Source organism: Pseudidiomarina salinarum (assembly GCF_000753715.1).
Lineage (GTDB): Bacteria > Pseudomonadota > Gammaproteobacteria > Enterobacterales > Alteromonadaceae > Pseudidiomarina > Pseudidiomarina salinarum.
Genome location: NZ_JPER01000001.1, coordinates 605,278 through 618,697, shown reverse-complemented (window position 1 = coordinate 618,697; position 13,420 = coordinate 605,278). Strand labels below are relative to the sequence as shown.

Genomic DNA, 13,420 nt, shown 5'->3' with positions numbered 1-13,420 from the left:
CTACCGACATGGACAGCGTAATCCGGCGTAGCAAACTGTTAGCGGCCATCCTCGTGGTGGGGATGGCGCTGACTTTGGGCAGTACCCGGATACTGCTGTCCGTTGAGCAGGATCAAATTAAACAGCGCCTTAATCATGATGTAGGGCAGCTGGAAATTCAGTTGCGACAACTGTTGCTAACCTATCTGTTCGCCACTGAGTGGATTGTGCGGGAGCTGGAGCACAGCCCGGTACCGCTGCAGCAACGCTGGTCAACAGAGTCTCAGGCACTGCTTGAATTTTATCCGGCAATTCGCCATGTGCTCTGGCTCAATCAGGAGTTTCAGATTGAGTTTTCCAGCACTGCCGATAACGCCAGTAATTTCTTTCAGCCAGAATTTGATAACCAGCAATTACGCACCCAGCTTGAACAACAAGTTAACGACCGGGTGCTAACCGGCGATGCCGGGCGGCTGTCCCCGGCCGGGGATGACATTGTCATTATCGGCCAGGTACAGCGGGCCATCGACAACGGCTATTTCGCCGTAGTAGTGAATCTGGATTCATTTTTTGATCGTATCATTCGCACCCAGATCACTGAGGGCTATCAGCTTGAGATCCATGATCGCGAGCACCTGGTGTTTCAGTTTGCCGGCGATCCGACGCTGCGGGACAGCTGGTCGGTCACCCAGCCCCTGAATATTCTCGGTAATCAGTGGGAAATCATCCTGTGGCCGGCCGAATACCGCTTAGAGGCAATGTATTCGGCCACGATCCGGCTGGTATTCTGGGGGGGCGTCATCTTAACCTTATGTGCCATGCTGATTGGCTGGCGTCTACTCCTGCATCGCGAGGCCAACCACAGGTTGCGCCGACATGCTGATAGCTTAGAGCATAAGCTGGGGAATTTACGGGCAACCGAGCAGCAGCTTGCTTATTTATCTGAGCGTGACGAGTTAACCGGCATTGCCAACCGCAACGCGGTGCTGCGTTATCTTCACGAAAACCTGCCCCGGCTTGCACAGCAACAAGATCAACTGGCTGTCTTTCATCTAAATCTGGATGGATTTGGCGCGCTCAACCGTACCCTGGGCCATCAGATTGGTGACGAAGTGCTTAAGCGTATTGCCCACCGGCTGAAAAAGCTCTGTCCGGACCATGGCCTGGTTGCGCGTCTCAGCGGTGATAACTTTATTATGTTAGTACCGGATCTAAGTCAGCAGCAGGCTGAGGAGTTTGCCCGCGCTGGTATCGACAGTATTCAGCAGCAGATCTTCACCAGTAACCAGGAAGTTTATTGCTCGGTATCCGTTGGCATAGCCTTTGCCGGTAACGCCGCGTTTGATGCTGAAACCTTGTTGGCTCACGCCAGTACTGCGCTCACCCACGCCAAACAGCAGGGATTTTATGGCCTAAGCTTGTATAGCGGGGCTCAGCAGCAGGAATTAGAGCAGCGGCTGGAACTGATGACCAGCCTTCGGCAAGCGGTGGAAACTAATCAGGTTGAAGTGCACTATCAGCCAGTATTTGATTTACGGACCAATGCGGTGGTTTCCGTGGAAGCATTGCTCAGACTGCGTTTAGCCGATGAGTCACTGGTAGAACCCGAAACCTTTCTGCCGGTAATAGTAAACGCCGGCCTGATGGCAGCGCTTACCGAAACCATTATAAAAACGGCGCTCCAACAACTACGACAGTGGCATCAGCAGGGATACCAGGATCTGTCGGTGGCGCTTAGCTTCTCGGGCCGGCAGCTGGCACTTCCGAAGTTACCCGAGCTGCTTTCGGAGCATATCCGGCGTCAGCAACTTTCACCAGATCAGGTGCAGCTGGACATTTCGGGAACCGATTACCTGCAGCTTTGTCAGTTCCGCCAAAGCCGATTGCAAAAGCTCAATGATACCGGCATCCGTCTATGTGTTCATCAATCTGGCATTAGTCAGGATACCTTGCAGATGCTGACCGCCTGCCCGCCGCACAGGATGAAAATTGGCGGACAGCTTATTGCGTCCTTACCAACAGATCAAACCCGCAGTAAACTGGTGGAAATGCTCATCATTCTGGCTCAGCATTTGCAGCTACCCCTGATCGCGGTGGGCGTCGAAAATCAGCAGCAAGTCGACTTTTTGCTGCAGCGCGACTGTATTCTGGCACAAGGACATTATTTATCTCCGGCTGTTACGGCGCAGGAATTAAACACGAAATTATTCAAACCCGGGTCTGATAACGACGGACCTGACGGAAACTTTTTATAGTGCAGGAGAATGCTATGCAACGCGAAAGTATGGAATTTGATGTAGTCATCGTCGGCGCTGGCCCTGCAGGCCTGGCAACCGCCTGCAGATTAGCCCAGCTGGCTCAGGAAAATGAACAGGAACTAATGATTTGTGTGGTTGAAAAAGGCTCTGAAGTCGGCGCCCACATATTGTCTGGTGCAGTGTTCGAAACCCGCGCCTTAGACGAGCTGTTTCCGGATTGGAAAGAACGTGGCGCCCCGTTAAAAACAGAAGTAACAGACGATCATATCTTCTACTTTAAGAACGGCGAATCAGCAACCCGTATGCCCGGATTTATGGTGCCTAAGACCTTTCATAATGAGGGTAACTACATTACCAGTATGGGCAACCTGTGCCGCTGGCTGGCGGAACAGGCTGAAGCACTGGGCGTTGAAATTTTCCCGGGCTTTCCGGCAGCGGATATCATTACCGGCGACGACGGCCGCGTTGCAGGCATAGTGACGGGTGACATGGGCGTTGGTGCTGATGGCGAGAACAAAGGCAGCTTCGAACCGGGTATGGAACTGCGGGCGAAGTATACGGTGTTCGCCGAAGGCAGTCGCGGCCATCTGGGTAAGCGTCTGCAACAAGAGTTTAAGCTTAACCAAGACCGTTCACCGCAGCACTATGCTCTGGGCTTTAAAGAGATCTGGGACATTCCCGCGGAACAGCACCAGCCCGGCCTGGTTGTCCATAGCACCGGCTGGCCGCTGACCGGCGATACGACCGGTGGTGGTTACCTCTATCATGCCGAAGATGGCCAGGTTTACGTCGGCCTGATTGTCGATTTGAATTATAAAGACCCTTACCTGAACCCCTTTGGCGAGTTTCAGCGCTTTAAGACGCATCCGGAAATTGCCAAAACACTGAAAGATGGTAAGCGGGTCACCTATGGCGCGCGGGCCATTACCAAAGGTGGTTTCTATTCGTTGCCGAAAATGGTGTTCCCTGGCGGCGTGCTGGCAGGCTGTAATGCCGGCACCCTTAACTTTGCCAAGATCAAGGGCAACCATACTGCCATGAAATCAGGGATGCTTGTAGCCGAGTCGATCTGTGCTGCATTGCAGCAGGATAATCCGCCAGCGGAACTTCCGGACTTTGAACAGCGCCTCAAAGATTCATGGCTGTACGATGAACTTTACCGCTCGCGCAACTTCGGCCCGGCCATTCACAAATTCGGAACCTGGCTTGGCGGCGCATACAACACCGTCGATCAGAACCTGTTTGGCGGCCGGCTGCCTTTTACCTTTAAGGATGACGTTGCTGATTACGCCAATACCGGCAAAGCCAAAAATTATAGCCCCATCGATTATCCCAAGCCGGATAATAAATTGGTTTTTGATCGTCTGTCGTCGGTTTATTTGTCCAATACAAATCATGAAGAAGACCAGCCCTGCCATCTCGTTTTAAAAGACAAGGACATTCCCCTGGACGTCAATCTTCCGGAATACGCAGAGCCTGCTCAGCGTTATTGCCCGGCAGGCGTTTATGAAGTGGTTGAGGTAGATGGCAAAGCGGAATTTAAAATAAACGCGCAGAACTGCATTCATTGTAAAACCTGCGATATTAAAGATCCGTCCCAAAATATTACCTGGGTAACTCCCGAAGGTGGCGGTGGTCCGAATTACCCGAATATGTAATAGGTTTTAATTTGCTATACTTGTTTTGTAATATAGTTTTGTAGGATGTGGCTGACAAAAAAATAATATTGTCAGCTTTCCTTTTATACTATTTAATAGAGCCGCAAATTAACCTTGGGTGGATTTAAATTATGAGTGAATTTTTAAACATTTTAACTCACGGACGACGTCTTAAAGCTGCGACTAAGGAATTAAGCGTGGCACAACTCGAAGAAGTAAGTAATAAACTCGATAAAGTCATTGCGGTGCGTCGTGAAGAAGAAGCACAGCAGCGGCAGCAGGAAGCTGCCAAGCAGCGCAAGATTGACGAACTTCGCCAGGCCATGACAGAAGCCGGCATCGGCGTGGAAGACCTGGTTGGTGAGGCCACCTTGTCCGCAACGCCTAAGACGCGTCGGAAGCGCGCTCCGAAGCCACCGAAGTATGCAATTATTGATGCCAATGGCGAGCGCATCACCTGGACTGGCCAGGGCCGTATGCCCAATGCACTTAAAGCTGCAATTGTCCGCGGCGAAAGTATTGATAATTACTTAATTAAATAACAAAGAATAAACTTAGAAATAAAAAAAGCCCGCAATAATATGCGGGCTTTTTATGTTTAAATTAAAATCAACAATTAATCTTTAATTTCGATACGGATCTCTCCGATACCGGTTTCTATTTCCACCCGGGCACTGCCTGAACCTTGTCCCTGGCTATTCGAACTAATAAATGCGCGTTCGCTCTGACTATTATCAAGACCGGTTATTCGGGTTTCACCAATACCAACTTCTGCATCGACTGACTTAACATCACCAAATATCGTTAAATCAACTTCGCCAATTCCCAGTTGCATAGATAAATCGGCTGCATAAAGCTCGCCTTTTATTTCACCAACACCCAGCTCAGCTTTCACGGTTGCGAGCCGCGGTAAAGTAATATCCCAATCCAGCTCAATATCATCCTGCTCCGGAACTTCAAGCCGCAGTTTATCGCCCCGCTGCTCCGCAACTAACTCAACCTTATCGAGTGAACCATTTTTCCAGAAGTTATCGTCGTCCGCTGTGGCGCGCAGTTTAACAATCACTTCGTTACTGTCATGGCGGTGAAAATGAATGGTGCCTACCCCTGATTCAATGTACAGGTTGGTGTCACTGTTAACCTCATATGTCGCCTCTACACGCTTTTCTTTATCGGCGGCGCTGGCGGTGAAAGGTAAGCTCGCGAGAGTTACACTGCCGATTAATAGTAAAGCTGTGGTCCATACAAATTGTTGTCTGCTCATTTTTATTATCTCCAGATACAATAAAAGCAAAATCGTTTCTCTTCGTCGACGAATAACAAGCAATTTAGATGCCAACTATTTATAGTCATTATATTTCAATATCTTATGTACTTTAGCTTGCGACTGTCATGCGGCCTGGGTCCTTATGGTTCGCCAAACTGACTAAAATATGCTGAAATTTGACCACCCCCGGTTCAGGTTTCCCTTATATGCAGCATCAGTTAGATATCATCGGTTATGTAAAATCACCCTATCGTCAGAAATTTGCCGTGCCCCGCCAGCCCGGCCTGGTGAACGCCGCGACCAGTCAAATCATTCTGAATGAGGCCTACAGCCACCCTGACTGTGTGCGTGGCCTTACGGATTTCAGCCATATCTGGGTGCTGTTTCTGTTTCACGAAACCCTGGCAGGCGGCTGGAAGCCGTTGGTCCGGCCGCCACGACTTGGCGGCAACGAGCGTAAAGGCGTATTCGCTACCCGCTCCACCTTCCGGCCAAATGCTATTGGCATGTCGGCGGTGCAACTGACCGATGTAACCCATCAGGATGGCCGCAGCCGGATTGAGGTGGTCGGTGCCGACTGGGTCGACGGAACCCCAATCATCGATATCAAACCCTACCTGACTTATGCTGACAGCCATCCGCAGGCCATAAGTGGCTTTGCCGGGGATAAGCCAGCGGCTGGATTTACCACCTGTTTCAGCCCCGTAGCTGAGCAGCAACTGGCCGCTTTGCAAACAGAGTATCCGGGGCTTGCTGATTTTATAGCCCAAGTTCTGCAACAGGACCCCCGCCCTGCCTATAAACAAAATACGCAACAAGATAAGGTCTATGGCATGTCACTTTATGACCTCAACATCAAATGGCAGGTTATCAATTCCGAAAATCACGTGATTAGTATCAGTAAAGACTTTTGACCTCGGTCCGCTACTGATAGAATTCTGTTATCTTCGATAAGCCATCGATCCGTTACTTTGAATTGGGGAACACATGCGTACCAGTCAGTATTTATTAGGTACATTAAAGGAAACTCCTGCTGATGCTGAAGTTATCAGTCATCAGCTTATGCTGCGTGCCGGAATGGTGCGTAAAGTTGCTGCCGGCCTCTATACCTGGACGCCAAGCGGCCTGCGGGTGCTGCGCAAGGTTGAAGCTGTTGTGCGCGAAGAAATGGAACGCGCCGGCGCCTTAGAAGTGCTGATGCCGATGGTGCAGCCCGCTGATTTATGGCAGGAGTCCGGTCGCTGGGAAGATTACGGTCCTGAATTGCTGCGTCTGCATGATCGCAACAAGCGTGACTTCGTGCTGGGCCCGACCCACGAAGAAGTGATCTCAGAACTGGTGCGCAAAGAAATCACCAGCTACAAACAGCTGCCAATGAACCTGTTTCAGATCCAGACCAAATTCCGCGATGAAATACGCCCTCGTTTCGGTGTGATGCGCGCCCGTGAATTCATCATGAAAGATGCCTACTCTTTCCATCTGGAGCAGGACAGCCTGCAGCAGACTTATGATGTCATGCATGCCGCCTATTGCCGGATCTTTGAGCGTCTGGGTCTGAACTTCCGGCCGGTCATCGCTGACACCGGCTCTATCGGCGGTAATGTCTCCCATGAGTTCCACGTGCTGGCCGAGTCCGGTGAAGACGATATCGCCTTTTCTGACAGCTCAGACTATGCCGCCAACGTCGAGCTGGCTGAAGCCGTGCCTGACCGCTCTGAAGCACCGGCAGCCACCGCTGCTATGGAGAAAGTCGCCACCGCCAACGCTAAAACCATCAAGGCACTGACCGAACAGTTTCCGGTCTCCGTCACCCAGACCATCAAAACCCTGATTGTGAAGGGTAGCGACGGCGACCTGGTGGCCCTGTTAATTCGTGGCGATCATGAGTTGAATGAGATCAAAGCCGCCAAACATCCACGCGTGGCAAGCCCCCTGACCTTCGCCAGCGACGATGAAATTCGCGCGGCAGTGGGCGCAGGCCCTGGCTCACTCGGCCCGGTAGGCATGCCGCTCTTTACCATCGCTGATCGTAGTGTGGCGGTGCTGGCTGATTTCGCTGCTGGTGCAAACGAAGATGGCTACCATTATTTCAATATTAACTGGGGCCGCGATCTGGAAACCCCGGAAACTGCTGACCTGCGTAATGTCGTCGAAGGCGACCTCAGCCCTTGCGGTAAAGGCCATTTACAGATTAAACGCGGTATTGAAGTCGGCCATATTTTCCAGCTCGGCAAAAAATATTCCGACGCGATGAAAGTGGGCGTATTAACCGAATCGGGCAAGCATGAAACGCTGACGATGGGCTGTTATGGCATCGGCGTATCCCGTATCGTCGCCGCCGCCATCGAACAGAACCACGATGAGCATGGCATCACCTGGCCTCTGGCTCTGGCGCCGTTCCAGGTCGCAATTGTGCCGATGAATATGCACAAATCAGTGCGCGTGAAAGAAGTTGCTGAGCAGCTGTATAATGAATTCACTGCTGCCGGTATTGAGGTATTGTTCGACGATCGCAAAGAACGCCCCGGTGTGATGTTCGCCGATATGGAACTGATTGGTATCCCCCATCAAATCGTGGTCGGCGAGCGCAACCTGGATGAGAACGCGGTTGAATATAAAAGTCGCAGCACTGGTGAGAAAGAGAAAATTGCGATTGAAGACGCCTTGCGTCTGATCTTGCAGAAGTTTATCAGCTAAACCGCTGTGAAAACTAAATAGCCCCGCCCTGAACACCACGGCGGGGCTTTTTTTTGCCTGAGTCTAAATACTTTCGTGTCCGGCCAGCGGCTCAACATAGTGCAGGTACATATCCCAGGGAAAGTGAATCCAGGTTTCCTGATCCACATCAGCGACATGGTCATCGACCAAATCAACACCGGCAGGCTTAGCATAAACGGTAATAAACCGCGCTTTAGGGAAGCGTTTACGCAAAAATTTAAGGGTTTTACCGGTATCCACTAAATCGTCAACAACCAGAAAGCCCTCACCATCGTCCGTAGCCGATGCATCATTGAGCAGCGTCACCGTATCGCGCTGACTATCGTGATCATAGGAACTCACCGAAACACAGTCGACCATGCGGACGTTCAGCTCGCGCGCCAGAATAGCCGCAGGAACCAGGCCTCCGCGACTCACCGCAATGATGCCGCGCCACTGCTCAGCTGGCAGCTGCCGGCGGGCCAGCTCTTTCGTCGCCCGATGCAACTCTTCCCACGAAATATAAAACTCACGATTTGTATGCCAACCCATAGCGCAAAATTCCTACATCAGTGAATGAAATAACTAAGATGCCTGCCAGTATACCAAGATTTCCCGCTTTGTTGTGGCTCGGATTATGTCGCCCGTACTGTAGCCCGTACTGTAGCCCGTACTTCTAGTACGGGTTAAACCTGCCACCACCCACCGCTCTTTCCGCCAGCGCGTTGGCGACTGACCATCCTCGTCTATGTTAGAATATTGCCTTAATCACTTACTGAAATAATTACACGGAGCCATGAGTTTATGCCACAGGTTATTTTTATTGATCCACGTGGAGCTCAGTTTGAGGTCGATGTTGAGGTTGGCGAGAACGTGATGCAGGCCGCCGTCGATAACATGATTGACGGTATCCTTGGCGAATGCGGCGGGGTGTTATCCTGTGCGACCTGTCACTGCTATGTGGATCCTGACTGGCAGGACAAACTGCCGCCGGCCAGTGAGCAGGAAGAAGATATGCTGGATATGGTCGTGGACCCGAAAGAAAATAGCCGGCTTAGCTGTCAGCTTGAGATGACCGAGGAACTTGACGGCCTGGTTGTGCGTCTGCCGCGCTCACAGTTCTGATCGCCTGGCTGATACCTAAAAACCTAGGGTGAGTCGATGCGGACCAGCACTTCATCACGGTAGCCGGTGGTGACCCGGATCAGCCCGCTTAAGCTCTGATCCAGTTCAACATCACCGGTATCAACCAGCAGCGGCCGCTGTCCCAGTTCATTCAGCTTGGCTTTGGTTGCCACCACCCGGATATTGTCCTTACCAATGCGGCGGATCACCGCCGGGCTCAGCTGTTGGTTACCGCGGCCAAAAATATGCCCCTGCCCGCCAATTACCGTAACAACCAGTTCGGCGCCATGCTCAGCATGTTCATCCAGCAGTTGCTCCAGCTGGCTGGCCGTGACATCGGCAGCAAGCAGTTGCCCGTTACGAACCACGTCCACCCCCAGCAAGGTGTTATCAAGCCCCAGCTCGTCCATTACGGCCGCTACGGTGGAGCCTGAGCCCATCACATAGAGCCGGTTATCATCCATATTCTCGATGACATCGGCAGCGATGTCTGCCAGCACCAGTTCGTCACTTTCCCGGCCACCCATTTTAACGGCCTGTACGTAACGTAGTTCGGCAGGTACCAGCATCTCGCCATAACGACGGGCGCGTACGCGGCCAGCGCGGAATGCCTCTTCGTCAATATCCATAACATCGGCCTGCAGCACACTGGTGAGCTTACCACTGAGAAGCTGCTCCACGACCTTGCCGGCCGCAGTCGGGCTAATAGCATACACGCCGGAGTGGATTTTAACGCCAGCGGGAATACCAAGCACCGGTTGCTGTTCCGGGCAAACGCTGCAAACGTCGCGGGCGGTGCCATCGCCGCCGGCAAACAACAGTAAATCAACCTGATGCCGGTCAGTTAGCTGTTCGGCCAGGGCACGGGTATCGGCGGGAGTTGTAGTGGATTCAGAAGGGGTATACACCACCTCAGCAGCAAAACCTTCGCTGCGCAGTGCATCCTCACCTAAACCGCCGGCGCCGGTGAAAAACTGCACCTGATCACGATAAGGGTGGAGTACCTGAAGCGCCTGGCGCACCCGCTCAGTCGCCTTAGGTACAGCGCCTAATTTGAGCGCCTGCGCCGTCGTTTCGACACCGTCGCTGCCCTTTAAGGCTACCGAGCCACCCAGGCCAGCGACGGGATTAACGATAAGACCAATTCGAAACAACTGCGCGGTCACTTAATCGTCGGCTCCATCCTGAATGGCTTCACCGGCGGATTCGATGTCTTCGCCCATGCCTTCAACGGTGGCACAACTGGCCAGGCTCAGCATCGACAGCAGGAGTAATACATAGCGTAATTTCATCTTGTGGTGCTCCTTTCTTTCGTGGTGATCAATCCCCTGATCCGTTGCGCATCAGGCCAGGGCTGGACATAGTAAGCAGCCAGCGCCCTGGCAAACACCTGCGCGCGCTCAGGAAGCCCATTAAGTATATACGCTGTCAGCTGTTCGTGCACAGCACGGGTAAACGCAGGACGATCGACCTCGGCACCACCGAGATTATCCACGCTCACCTGAAACGGGCTGCCAGCGCACAGCGAGAACAGCCATTCCAGCGCCTGAGGCTTGCGTTCAGCCTGCTCAAATTGCTCTTGCTGGACAGCATCACGACCGTCTGGTTCATACCAGTAACCGTAATCAAACTGTTGCCGGCGCTTCTCACCAGCAATGCACCAGTGCGCGACTTCATGCAGCGCCGACGCAAAGAAACCATGGGCGAAAACCACCTGATGATAAGGCAACTCACCGGCTGGCTGATAAAAAGGCTCATCATCGCCGGCCACCAGACGGGTTTTATAATCCGTGTAAAAACACTTATCAAAAATCCGGATCAGGTCCGGATAATGATGGGGCACACTTGAACACAAACCTATAGCCATAGCGTTAGCCGGAGTTCTCAATATCCGGGTAACTATGGTTAACGCCACCATTCTGCGCCCGGTGCCGTAACAGATGATCCATCACCACCAGCGCCGCCATGGCCTCCGCCACCGGCACACCGCGGATGCCAACACAGGGGTCGTGGCGGCCACGGGTTACAATTTCAGCGGGCTCACCGCTGGTATTAATTGTTGTGCCGGGTTGGGTGATGCTAGAGGTGGGTTTGAATGCCAGTTCCGCTACCAGCGGTTGGCCAGTACTGATTCCGCCCAGCACGCCGCCAGCATGGTTGCTGCTAAAGCCATCAGGCGTCAGCGCATCGCGATGCTCACTGCCCAACTGGCCAGCCACGGCAAAACCGTCACCAACGGATACCGCTTTGACCGCATTAATGCTCATCAGGGCTTTTGCCAAATCCGCATCCAGCCGATCAAATACCGGCTCTCCCAAACCCACTGGCATGCCTTGAACTTCAAGCCGTACCCGGGCACCCACTGAATCACCGGCTTTCAGCAAGTCACGCAGGTACTGATCACAGCTTTCCGCCATGCGCGGATCCGGACAGAAAAATAAATTGTTCCCAACTTCGTCCCAGTTAAAGTCCGGGGCATCAGGCGCGGTAGAATGGGGGCCGATCTGAACCACCCCGGCACGAAAACGAATGCCGGCGGTAGCGGCTAAGTAGCGTTGGGCAATAGCGCCAGCGGCCACCCGCAAGGCCGTTTCGCGCGCTGAGGCACGGCCACCACCGCGGTAGTCGCGGATGCCATACTTGTGCGCGTAGGTATAATCGGCATGGCCGGGCCGGAACAACTCTTTGATGTCCGAATAGTCCTGACTGCGCTGGTCGGTGTTTTCAATCAGCAGACCAATTGGCGTGCCTGTGGTCACCCCTTCAAATACGCCGGACAAAATGCGCACCTGATCAGCCTCACGCCGCGCTGTGGTAAAGCGGCTCTGGCCCGGTCGCCGGCGCTCGAGGTAGGTCTGGATATCAGCTTCTGTCAGGGGCAATCCCGGCGGACAGCCGTCGACAATAGCACCCAGGGCCGGCCCGTGGCTTTCGCCAAAGCTGGTTACCCGGAACAATTCACCAAAACTATTACCGGCCATGCCCTACTCCTTAAAATTCGTGCTGGAAACGCACCAGATCGGCTTTGCTAAGCATAAACACCCCTTCGCCGCCATGTTCAAATTCAATCCAGGTAAACGGAACATGCGGGTATTCGGCGATCAATGCCAGCATTGAATTACCGACTTCACAAATCAGTATGCCCTGATCATTCAGATGTTCAGGGGCTTCGCGCATAATGGTACGCACCAAATCAAGGCCATCGTTACCCGCCGCTAAACCCAGTTCAGGTTCATGGGAAAACTCAGCTGGCAAATCAGCCATATCCTCAGCATCTACGTAGGGCGGGTTGGTCACGATCAGATCGTAGCGCTGACCCGGAATTGCCTGATATAAATCCGACTCAATGGGGATCACCCGTTCTTCCACCTCATGATAAGCAATGTTTTGCTCGGCCACACTCAGGGCATCTATGGAGATATCCAGCGCGTCCACTTCGGCTTCCGGAAAGGCATAAGCACAGGCAATAGCAATACAGCCGCTGCCGGTGCATAGATCCAGTATTCGCGTGGGGGCTTGTTGCAGCCAGGGAGTAAACCGGCGGGCAATCAGCTCCGCGATGGGTGAGCGAGGCACTAGTACCCGTTCGTCAACCAGAAACGGCAGCCCGGCAAACCAGGCCTGGCCAACCAGATAAGCGGCCGGAATGCGTTGCTCGATGCGCTGTTCCAGCAATTCTGCAAAAGCGGCACGCTCGTCCTGGGTTAACCGCGCATCGGCAAACTGGTCCAGCTGAGTGAAATCAAGATGCAGCACCGCCGCCAGCAATACCTGGGCTTCGCTGTAGCTATTATCGGTACCATGTCCGAAATAGATGTCGGCCGCCTGCATTTGGGTTACTGCCCAGCGCAGCATATCGCGAATACTGATGAGTTGTTCAGCAGCCGGAATTAAGGATGATGTCACTTACTATCTCCAGTCAGTTATTTCCAGTCAGGCTCGGTGCCTGCCATACGTTGAAAGCGTCCACGCCCCTTATCGCAGTCGAGGGTTAGCTCGGCGATACCAGCGGTCTGAAATAGCATCGGCTGGCTGGCCGGATCAAGTTCCGCCACCAGGTAACTGACAAAGGGCATATGCGAAACCACCGCCACCCGCTTAATCGGATCGCCCTGCTGCGGAAGCTGCGTGAACAGCCAGTCAGCAAAAACCGCCGGATCACCGTCGGGGGTTACGTCGTTATTCTGCAATTGTCGTTCGACACTGATTTTACTTTCGATAATGGCGGCGGTTTGCCGCGCCCGTACGTAAGGGCTGCAGATCAGTAAGTCCAGCCCGCCAGCATCCGCCGCTTTGAGCTCCGTTGCCAGCCATTCGGTGCTGCGCAGAACTTCCTCTTCGCCGTCATCACTGAGGGGCCGGATAGCATCAGCACTCAGGGCCTGTGCCGGCTCAGCATCACCATGGCGCATAATATAAAGAATAATTGTCACTCG

At 53.1% G+C, this 13,420-nt stretch carries 14 protein-coding genes; 6 read left to right on the top strand and 8 right to left on the bottom strand.

Annotated elements, in window-relative coordinates; all coding sequences use genetic code 11:
- The first annotated feature begins 8 nt into the window (after positions 1–8).
- From IDSA_RS02965 to IDSA_RS02955, 3 genes are all read left to right on the top strand, one after another.
- Positions 9–2,234 carry a putative bifunctional diguanylate cyclase/phosphodiesterase gene (locus IDSA_RS02965; RefSeq protein ID WP_034774060.1) on the top strand — a complete coding sequence of 742 codons (2,226 nt, stop codon included), beginning with the start codon at positions 9–11 and terminating at the stop codon, positions 2,232–2,234.
- Positions 2,235–2,248: 14 nt separating this feature from the next.
- Entirely contained in the window at positions 2,249–3,895 is a 1,647-nt protein-coding gene (locus IDSA_RS02960) for an electron transfer flavoprotein-ubiquinone oxidoreductase (RefSeq protein ID WP_034774059.1), read from the top strand.
- 131 nt (positions 3,896–4,026) lie between these two features.
- Positions 4,027–4,437, top strand: coding sequence for an H-NS family histone-like protein (locus tag IDSA_RS02955; protein ID WP_034774058.1), 411 nt, complete (start codon positions 4,027–4,029; stop codon positions 4,435–4,437).
- A gap of 74 nt (positions 4,438–4,511) precedes the next feature.
- On the opposite strand, the gene IDSA_RS02950 is transcribed toward IDSA_RS02955, so the two are convergent.
- Complete coding sequence (locus IDSA_RS02950; protein WP_034774057.1) at positions 4,512–5,159, bottom strand: hypothetical protein; 648 nt, start codon at positions 5,157–5,159, stop codon at positions 4,512–4,514.
- 209 nt (positions 5,160–5,368) lie between these two features.
- Between IDSA_RS02950 and tsaA the strand changes: the two genes are divergently transcribed.
- Together tsaA and IDSA_RS02940 are read left to right on the top strand one after the other, a co-directional pair.
- Positions 5,369–6,076 carry a tRNA (N6-threonylcarbamoyladenosine(37)-N6)-methyltransferase TrmO gene (tsaA, locus tag IDSA_RS02945; RefSeq protein ID WP_034774055.1) on the top strand — a complete coding sequence of 236 codons (708 nt, stop codon included), beginning with the start codon at positions 5,369–5,371 and terminating at the stop codon, positions 6,074–6,076.
- Between the two features lie 73 nt (positions 6,077–6,149).
- Entirely contained in the window at positions 6,150–7,859 is a 1,710-nt protein-coding gene (locus IDSA_RS02940; RefSeq protein ID WP_034774054.1) for a proline--tRNA ligase, read from the top strand.
- Positions 7,860–7,922: 63 nt separating this feature from the next.
- Here the strand turns inward: IDSA_RS02940 and gpt are convergent, their stop codons facing one another.
- Positions 7,923–8,411 (bottom strand): xanthine phosphoribosyltransferase, encoded by a 489-nt coding sequence (gene gpt / locus IDSA_RS02935; RefSeq protein WP_034774052.1) that lies wholly within the window; start codon positions 8,409–8,411, stop codon positions 7,923–7,925.
- A 252-nt stretch (positions 8,412–8,663) separates the two neighbouring features.
- Here gpt and IDSA_RS02930 point away from each other — a divergent pair, with 252 nt between their 5' ends.
- A complete protein-coding gene (locus IDSA_RS02930; protein WP_034774049.1) occupies positions 8,664–8,984 on the top strand; it encodes a 2Fe-2S iron-sulfur cluster-binding protein in 321 nt (106 codons plus the stop codon).
- Positions 8,985–9,007: 23 nt separating this feature from the next.
- Here IDSA_RS02930 and IDSA_RS02925 read toward each other — a convergent pair whose 3' ends face one another.
- The 6 genes from IDSA_RS02925 to sixA are packed head-to-tail and all read right to left on the bottom strand — an operon-like array spanning position 9,008 to position 13,417.
- The gene (locus IDSA_RS02925; RefSeq protein ID WP_232221252.1) at positions 9,008–10,150 is read right to left on the bottom strand and encodes an ATP-NAD kinase family protein; all 1,143 of its coding nucleotides are present in this window, start codon (positions 10,148–10,150) and stop codon (positions 9,008–9,010) included.
- Complete coding sequence (locus IDSA_RS11970) at positions 10,151–10,243, bottom strand: entericidin A/B family lipoprotein (protein WP_415752591.1); 93 nt, start codon at positions 10,241–10,243, stop codon at positions 10,151–10,153.
- Positions 10,244–10,272: 29 nt separating this feature from the next.
- A complete protein-coding gene (locus IDSA_RS02920) occupies positions 10,273–10,851 on the bottom strand; it encodes an elongation factor P hydroxylase (protein ID WP_051986026.1) in 579 nt (192 codons plus the stop codon).
- A gap of 4 nt (positions 10,852–10,855) precedes the next feature.
- Positions 10,856–11,965 (bottom strand): chorismate synthase, encoded by a 1,110-nt coding sequence (gene aroC, locus IDSA_RS02915; protein WP_034774047.1) that lies wholly within the window; start codon positions 11,963–11,965, stop codon positions 10,856–10,858.
- Between the two features lie 10 nt (positions 11,966–11,975).
- Entirely contained in the window at positions 11,976–12,890 is a 915-nt protein-coding gene (gene prmB / locus IDSA_RS02910; protein ID WP_034774045.1) for a 50S ribosomal protein L3 N(5)-glutamine methyltransferase, read from the bottom strand.
- Between the two features lie 17 nt (positions 12,891–12,907).
- Complete coding sequence (sixA, locus tag IDSA_RS02905) at positions 12,908–13,417, bottom strand: phosphohistidine phosphatase SixA (protein ID WP_157980777.1); 510 nt, start codon at positions 13,415–13,417, stop codon at positions 12,908–12,910.
- Positions 13,418–13,420 lie beyond the last annotated feature (3 nt).

Bases quoted from the DNA above. Each gene is read 5' to 3' on its own strand.
- IDSA_RS02965 (WP_034774060.1), top strand. From the start codon at position 9: ATGGACAGCGTAATCCGGCGTAGCAAACTGTTAGCGGCCATCCTCGTG.
- IDSA_RS02960 (WP_034774059.1), top strand. From the start codon at position 2,249: ATGCAACGCGAAAGTATGGAATTTGATGTAGTCATCGTCGGCGCTGGC.
- IDSA_RS02955 (WP_034774058.1), top strand. From the start codon at position 4,027: ATGAGTGAATTTTTAAACATTTTAACTCACGGACGACGTCTTAAAGCT.
- IDSA_RS02950 (WP_034774057.1), bottom strand. From the start codon at position 5,159: ATGAGCAGACAACAATTTGTATGGACCACAGCTTTACTATTAATCGGC.
- tsaA (WP_034774055.1), top strand. From the start codon at position 5,369: ATGCAGCATCAGTTAGATATCATCGGTTATGTAAAATCACCCTATCGT.
- IDSA_RS02940 (WP_034774054.1), top strand. From the start codon at position 6,150: ATGCGTACCAGTCAGTATTTATTAGGTACATTAAAGGAAACTCCTGCT.
- gpt (WP_034774052.1), bottom strand. From the start codon at position 8,411: ATGGGTTGGCATACAAATCGTGAGTTTTATATTTCGTGGGAAGAGTTG.
- IDSA_RS02930 (WP_034774049.1), top strand. From the start codon at position 8,664: ATGCCACAGGTTATTTTTATTGATCCACGTGGAGCTCAGTTTGAGGTC.
- IDSA_RS11970 (WP_415752591.1), bottom strand. From the start codon at position 10,243: ATGCTGAGCCTGGCCAGTTGTGCCACCGTTGAAGGCATGGGCGAAGAC.
- IDSA_RS02920 (WP_051986026.1), bottom strand. From the start codon at position 10,851: ATGGCTATAGGTTTGTGTTCAAGTGTGCCCCATCATTATCCGGACCTG.
- aroC (WP_034774047.1), bottom strand. From the start codon at position 11,965: ATGGCCGGTAATAGTTTTGGTGAATTGTTCCGGGTAACCAGCTTTGGC.